5 protein-coding genes are annotated in these 5,914 nt (G+C 75.7%); 2 read left to right on the forward strand and 3 right to left on the reverse strand.

The window, feature by feature from the left end; translation table 11 throughout:
* On the reverse strand, positions 1 to 1,233 hold a 1,233-nt coding region (locus ABEB16_RS19035; protein ID WP_345713781.1), incomplete at its 3' end, for a hypothetical protein.
* A gap of 427 nt (positions 1,234 to 1,660) precedes the next feature.
* Here ABEB16_RS19035 and ABEB16_RS19040 point away from each other — a divergent pair.
* Positions 1,661 to 3,100 carry a hypothetical protein gene (locus tag ABEB16_RS19040; protein WP_345713782.1) on the forward strand — a complete coding sequence of 480 codons (1,440 nt, stop codon included), beginning with the start codon at positions 1,661 to 1,663 and terminating at the stop codon, positions 3,098 to 3,100.
* A 113-nt stretch (positions 3,101 to 3,213) separates the two neighbouring features.
* Entirely contained in the window at positions 3,214 to 3,846 is a 633-nt protein-coding gene (locus ABEB16_RS19045) for a PilZ domain-containing protein (protein ID WP_345713783.1), read from the forward strand.
* Positions 3,847 to 3,923: 77 nt separating this feature from the next.
* Here ABEB16_RS19045 and ABEB16_RS19050 read toward each other — a convergent pair whose 3' ends face one another.
* On the reverse strand, positions 3,924 to 5,237 hold the full coding sequence (locus ABEB16_RS19050; protein WP_345713784.1) for an MATE family efflux transporter: 1,314 nt from the start codon (positions 5,235 to 5,237) through the stop codon (positions 3,924 to 3,926).
* A 112-nt stretch (positions 5,238 to 5,349) separates the two neighbouring features.
* A partial coding sequence (locus ABEB16_RS19055; protein WP_345713785.1) for a glycosyl hydrolase occupies positions 5,350 to 5,914 on the reverse strand: 565 nt, incomplete at its 5' end.

Consider the following 5,914-nt stretch of genomic DNA (forward strand, 5'->3'; position numbering starts at 1 on the left):
CTGCACCAGGACCGCGTCCACCTCACCGGCCACGGCGAACGCCGCGGGGCTGTCGAGCACGGAACCGCCGACCACCACGACGAGGTAGCCGCCCTCGACCAGCTCGCGCAGGGTCGACCCCACGGCGCGCGGCTGCAGGTGGTGGGCACCCAGGGACAGGACCTCCACGGAGGTGCCCCCCACGACCCACGGCTGCGGGACCTCCACGGAGCGCCGGCCGGAGGCGGGCAGGACGGGCGCGCCCAGGGACGCCAGCCGGCCACCGCGCTCGTCGGCCTCGACGAGCACCACCCGGCGCCCGGAGCGGGCCGCCGCGGCGGCCAGCCCCACCGCCACCGCCGAGGCGTCGCCGCTGGCGGCCGTCACCAGGACGCTGCCCACCTCCAGGCGGGGGGTGCGCAGGTGCCCGAGGTGCTGCAGGCCGACGAGGAGGACGCCGGCACTCTGCGCGGCCGCACCCGCGGGGTCGGCCAGCTCCTGCGGCGAGGGCGGCGCCGTCCAGCGGCCCAGCTCCGCCACGCCCTCCAGCGGCGGCGTCGAGATGCGCTGGCGCACGTGGGCGCGCCAGACGACGAGCGCGGCGGCCAGCAGGAGGCCGGCGAGGGCGGACAGCAGACCCACCAGCAGCGGGGACGGCGAGGACGGCGCCGTCGGCAGCGTGGCGTTGTCGAGCACCGCCACGCCGTCGCCGTAGGACGTGGAGGCGAGGGTGATCTGCTGGCGGGTGGCCTCGTCGGTCACCTGGGCCAGGGCCTGCGCGGTCTTGGTGCGCACGTCGTCGGCGCGGACCTCGCGGTAGGAGGTGGCGACGGCGTCGGCCACGGCCACGGCGTCCGCCGCCGTCGAGGCCGTGGCCGTGACGGTGATCTGGTTGAGGTCGTTGTTGGCGACGATCTCGGTGCTGTCGCGGAAGGTCGCCTGCTCGGCCGCCGGCACGGTCTGCGCCGCCAGGTCGAAGACGGCGCGGGACTGGGCGATGCCGGACTGCACGGTCGCCCACTTCGTCGGGTCGCCGAGCTGGCCGTCGCGGCCCTGCGGGTCGTAGGGGCGGTCGGTGGAGAGGGTGATGGCCGCGGTCGCCGTGTACCTGGGGTCCACGGCCACGGCCGACACCCCACCGCCCACCACCCCGAAGAGCAGCGCGGCGGCCAGCAGCCGCCAGCGGTGGCGCCCGATCACCGTCAGCGCGCCCGCGCCCGTCCTGTCGCCCGACCCCGTGGGTGTTGCCGCCACTGGTCCCCGCCCCTCCTGTGGTGCTTCTCGTGCCGTGCGGCACCCTGCTCGTCGTCGTACCGCCGGGCACCGACCCGCTCACCGCGCCCCCCGGCGCGCCGAGCCCACGTGCGGAGCGACGCCGGTGGACGGCGCGCGGTCGTCCGCGGGCGGAAACCCCGCATGACTATCGCACCTCGGGGTGCGGGCGCCACCGGCCCGGCGAGGTCCTCCACGAAGGCCTCACGGGTGTCACCCGTTCGCACGAGGCCGTTCGCGTGGGCCGGGCGGGTGGGGCCGGTCGGATGCGGTGAGGGCGCTGTGCAGGCGCGGCACCGGGCACCCCGCGGCCGCTTAGCATGGGCCGCCGCGGGAGCGGTCCGACCCACCCCGACGACCTGTACCCGGCCCGGCCGGGCCCCACCGACCGAGGGACGTGCGCTGGCCGATGCTGGACCCCACGGGCGCGCTCGCCGCCCCCTCCCCGTCCTCCCCCACCGGTGGCGCCACCCGCGGCGGCCGACCCGGGCAGCCGCGGACGGCCAGCGGGCGCCGGGTCCTCGCCGGCTGCACCGTCATCCTCCTGGCGGTCACCGTGCTGCAGCGCCTGGCCCTGCCGCTGGGCTCGCCGGTGCCGGTCGGCATGCTCGTGGTGCTGGGCGTCCTCGGCTGGCTGCTGCTGCAGCGCGCCGTCGTCGAGCGCGCCGACGCCACGCGCGGCTTCCTGCTGGCCGTGGCCGGCTGCGCCACCGCCGCCGTGGCGGCCCTCCTGCTCGGGGAGCTGCTGTCGGTGCAGTCGCTGGTCCTGCTGCTGGTGGTGTGGTGCGCGTTCTGCTTCCGCGCCCACCCGGCGGCGCAGCACGTCTACCCGCGGGTGCTGGACCGCTTCGAGAAGATCATGGTCTTCTTCGCGGTCGTCGGCGTGGCGCAGGTCCTCAGCCAGTTCGCCGGGGTGTGGTCCTACGTCGACTACGTCGAGGAGGCGCTGCCGCCGGGGTTCACCTTCGAGGGCTACAACACCTCGTACCCCATCCAGTACGGCTCCAGCGTCATCAAGGCCAACGCCTTCGTCTTCCTCGAGCCGTCGTTGTTCTCCCAGTTCCTCGCGCTGGCGCTGCTGTCCTGCCTGGTCCGCAGAGCCCGCCCGTGGCGGGTGCTGGCGCTGGCCGCGGCCATGGTGTGCGCGGTGGCGGGCACCGGCATGCTGCTGCTGGCGTGCGGCCTCGTCGTCCTGGCGGTGCGGCGTGGCGGCTGGTGGACGGCCCGGGTGGCCGCCGCCGGCGCGGTGGCGGTCACCGCCACCCTCGCGACCCCGCTCGGGGAGATCATCCTCAGCCGCACGAGCGAGGCGACGGAGCGCAACTCCAGCGGCAGCCTGCGCTTCGTGCAGCCCTTCCAGTACATCGAGGCGACGTGGGCCGCCAAGCCGTCGACCGCCCTCACCGGCCTGGGCCCCGGCGGGGCGGACGCGGCCGCCGACGCGGTGTTCGCCGCCACCGGCCTGCCGCTGAACTTCGCCGGCGCACCGAAGCTGCTCCTGGAGTACGGCGTGCCGGCGGCGCTGCTCTTCGCCGCCTTCGCCTACCTGGCGATCGTCCGGCGCGCGCCCTCGCCGACGCTGGCCGTCGGCGGGCTCTTCGCCAACTCGCTGCTCTTCGCGGGGCTGCTGCAGCCGCAGGTGCTGTACGTCCTGCTGCCGCTGTCCGCCTTCTTCACCGGCACCCGCTTCGAGGGCCGCGGCGGCGAACCCGCGCGGCTCGCGGACGGCGACGTGGTGGCGGAGGTCGGGCCGGCGGTGCCCGGGGACGGCTCGGGGCGCCTGCTGCCCACCCTGCCCGCGGCCAGCCCGGACGGGGGGCTCGGCTCCCGCCCGGTCGTCGGCGCCTGAGCACGGCCGGGCACCGGCGGCACCCGGTCGGCCGTTCGCGCGGGCCCGGCGGATTGCACTACCTTCTGAGTGACGTAGCGTAACCACACAGCTACGTACCTTCTGGAGGGCGCATGGAGACGCAGCGCGGCGATGTCCTCACCGTCGACGGACCCGCACCGGGCACCGAGGTGACCCTCATGCCCACGGGGACGGCCGTCGTGCACACCGGCACGGTCCGCTCCTGGACCGCCAGCGCATCGGGCCTCGTCGTGACGAGCCAGGTGGCGATGGACCGCGGCACCGTCGAGCAGCTCGACGGCCGCCGCGTCTGGGCCAGCGCCCGGATGGAGCGCACCGGGTCCCTGGCCGTCTTCCAGGCCGTCGCCCAGGCCCACCGGGCCGACGAGCTGGCCCTCACGGGCGTCGTGCTCCTGGCCAACGAGGCCCGCCGCGGCGCCGTGCGCGCCTCCACCCGCGTCCCCGCGCACCTCAGCGGCGAGGGCTTCCAGGAGGAGGCGCGCACGGTGGACCTGTCCCGCACCGGCGTCCGCCTGGAGGGCGAGCACCTGCCGGCCGAGCACGAGGTCATCGACGTGAGCCTGTCCCTCGACGAGGGCGTCGAGGTGCACGCCCGGGGCGAGGTGCTGCGCATCGACGAGGCCTCCGGGGAGGCCGTGGTGCACTTCACCGACATCGACCCCGCCGACAGCGCGGCCGTCGAGCAGGCCGTGCTCAGCGAGCTCGCGCGCGGCGGGCGCAGGTAGGCGCCCGCGCCCGGCACGACAGGAGCCCGCCGGGCGAACCGGCGGGCTCCTGCGACGGGCTCCTGCGGGGGCGGTCCTCAGGCGGGCGCGCTCGGCGCGGAACCCTCGGCCACCTCGTCCGACCGGTCCGGCTCCCGCGCCGCCACCGCGGCGGCCGACTGCCGGTGCACCGCGACGAACCAGGACGGCACCACCACCCAGAACGCGATCGCACCACCCCAGGCCGCGCCCACCGCCCCGCCGAGGACCGCGCCACCGGCGGACAGCACCAGGACGAGGACGGCGTACACCACGTGGATGCGGAAGGTCACCGCCGCGCGCTCCATGCCGTAGAGCACCGCCGCCGGCCCCACCGACAGCGCCGCACCCGCCTGGCCGACGATGATCGGCAGCAGCACGCCGGAGGCGCCCTCCCAGACGTCCTCCAGCAGGAAGCGACCGGCGGCGTCCGGCAGCAGCAGCACCAGCACGCCCCACGCCAGCCCGGTGAGCAGGACGGCACCGGAGACGGGCAGCGCCGCCAGCCGCCAGCCGCGCACCCCCAGGCCGTCGCGGCGGCGGGACAGCTCCGGGATCGCGTACGACATCAGACCGGTGGCCATGATCGTCGCCGGGCCCGTCAGGATGTTCGCCGCCCGCAGGTACCCGGCGTCCGCCTGGCTGCCGATCGCCGCCACCACCAGCACCGCCAGCTGCGCACCGGCCTGCAGCACCACGAACTCCGGCACCAGGTACCGGGTGAGCTCCCACTGGTCCCGCACCCAGCGCCCGGAGTCCTGCAGGCGCGGCAGCAGCCGCAGCTGCACCATCCCGAGCACCGACGCCAGCAGGGCCGAGCCGCCCCAGGCGAGCACGAACGGCACGACCGTGGGGTGCTCCCCGCGCAGCAGCACCACCAGCGCACCCACCTGCAGCACCGCGAACGTGACGTCCATGAGCGCGGCCGCCGCCGGGCGCTGCAGCGCGAAGAACACCTGGCGCCAGGAGTCCTGCAGCAGCAGACCGGGCAGCACCACGCCGAACGCGACGAGCGCCGTGCCCAGCGCCCCGCCCAGCAGGGAGCCCACCACCGCGCTGACGACGCCCGCCGCGGCGCCGAGGGCCACCGCGGTGCCCAGCGCGGCCGTGGCCGCGGGCCGGAACACCGCGGGCGCCTCCCCGGCGAACTTGATGCTCACCGGCGTGGTGGCCAGCGCCCGGGACAGACCGACCACGATCGAGAAGACGGTGAAGGCGATCGAGAAGGCGCCGAACTGCGAGGCGTCGTCCGGGAAGGCGTTGGCGACCACGAAGGCCAGCAGCGCGTTGTTGACGCTGCACACCACCTGGTCGGCGAGGTTCCACACCGCCCGACCCAGCCCCCCCGAGCGCAGCTTCGCCACGAGGCTCACGAGATCGCCTCCGCGGCGGGTCGGGGAGCTGCGGGGAGCACGGCACCGTCCAGGGGCAGGGGGCACCGCGGACGGCGCCGAGGGGTGTGGACGGCGCCGAGGTTACCCCGGGTCACCGGGAGCGGCTGGCCGCGTCACCCGATGCGCCGAAGCGCTCCAGGTAGCGCGCGGCCCCCTCCGGGGCGTCGGCCAGCGTCATGCCGACCCCGCCCTGCGGCACGTTGAAGTACGCCTGGTAGCGCACGGCGTTGTCCCGCACCACGTCCGCCACCTGGTCGACGAAGGTCGGGTTGTCGCCGCCGCCCTGGGTGTCGCCCTCGGCGACCATCGCCCACTCCGGCAGGCTCAGCGGCTTGTCGCGCTCCTTCGCGAAGGCCACGACGTCCGTCAGGCCGTTCTCCTTGGCGTTGCGGGCCTGCGTGCGCGCACCGGGGTCGATCGGGGCGAGGTAGGAGTCGTAGACGTCGATGCCGATGACGTCGACGTAGTCGTCACCGGGGTAGAGCTCCGCGATGCCCACGGAGTCCTGCATGCCCTCGGCGATGTTGAAGTCGACCTCGAAGTCCGAGCCCGCAACCTCCAGGGCCCGCACCGCGCGGCGGAAGTACTCCTTCCACCGCTCGCGCTCGACCTCGCTGTCGCCGACGTAGTGGTTCTCGTACCAGTCGCCGTTGAGC

This window comes from Kineococcus glutinatus (assembly GCF_039542765.1).
GTDB lineage: Bacteria > Actinomycetota > Actinomycetes > Actinomycetales > Kineococcaceae > Kineococcus_A > Kineococcus_A glutinatus.

Excerpts from the sequence above, each read along its gene's own strand:
- ABEB16_RS19040 (WP_345713782.1), top strand. The coding sequence starts at position 1,661 with ATGCTGGACCCCACGGGCGCGCTCGCCGCCCCCTCCCCGTCCTCCCCC.
- ABEB16_RS19045 (WP_345713783.1), top strand. The coding sequence starts at position 3,214 with ATGGAGACGCAGCGCGGCGATGTCCTCACCGTCGACGGACCCGCACCG.